This is a genomic window from Bacillus lumedeiriae, from assembly GCF_044891285.1.
In the GTDB taxonomy this organism is placed as follows: domain Bacteria; phylum Bacillota; class Bacilli; order Bacillales; family Domibacillaceae; genus Pseudobacillus; species Pseudobacillus lumedeiriae.
The window spans coordinates 1-278 of sequence record NZ_JAUIYO010000065.1; the positions used below are offsets into that span (position 1 = coordinate 1).

At 46.8% G+C, this 278-nt stretch carries 2 rRNA genes; both read left to right on the forward strand.

The window, feature by feature from the left end:
• Nucleotides 1–99: ribosomal RNA gene (locus QYG89_RS17230) — 23S ribosomal RNA — on the forward strand; the annotation flags it as partial.
• Between the two features lie 102 nt (nt 100–201).
• Nucleotides 202–278: ribosomal RNA gene (gene rrf, locus QYG89_RS17235) — 5S ribosomal RNA — on the forward strand; the annotation flags it as partial.

The following is a 278-nucleotide window of genomic DNA, read 5'->3' on the forward strand; positions in this document are numbered from 1 at the left end:
TAGTAAGATCCCTGAAAGATGATCAGGTAGATAGGTTCGAGGTGGAAGCGTGGCGACACGTGGAGCTGACGAATACTAATCGATCGAGGACTTAACCAATCACGCCGTATGGCGTAAAAGCAACACCCAATGGCACTCGATTGCCGGTTACTTAAACATATTATCCAGTTTTGAAAGAACAATTCTTTCAACTTTATACAGTCTGGTGGCGATAGCGAAGAGGTCACACCCGTTCCCATACCGAACACGGAAGTTAAGCTCTTCAGCGCCGATGGTAG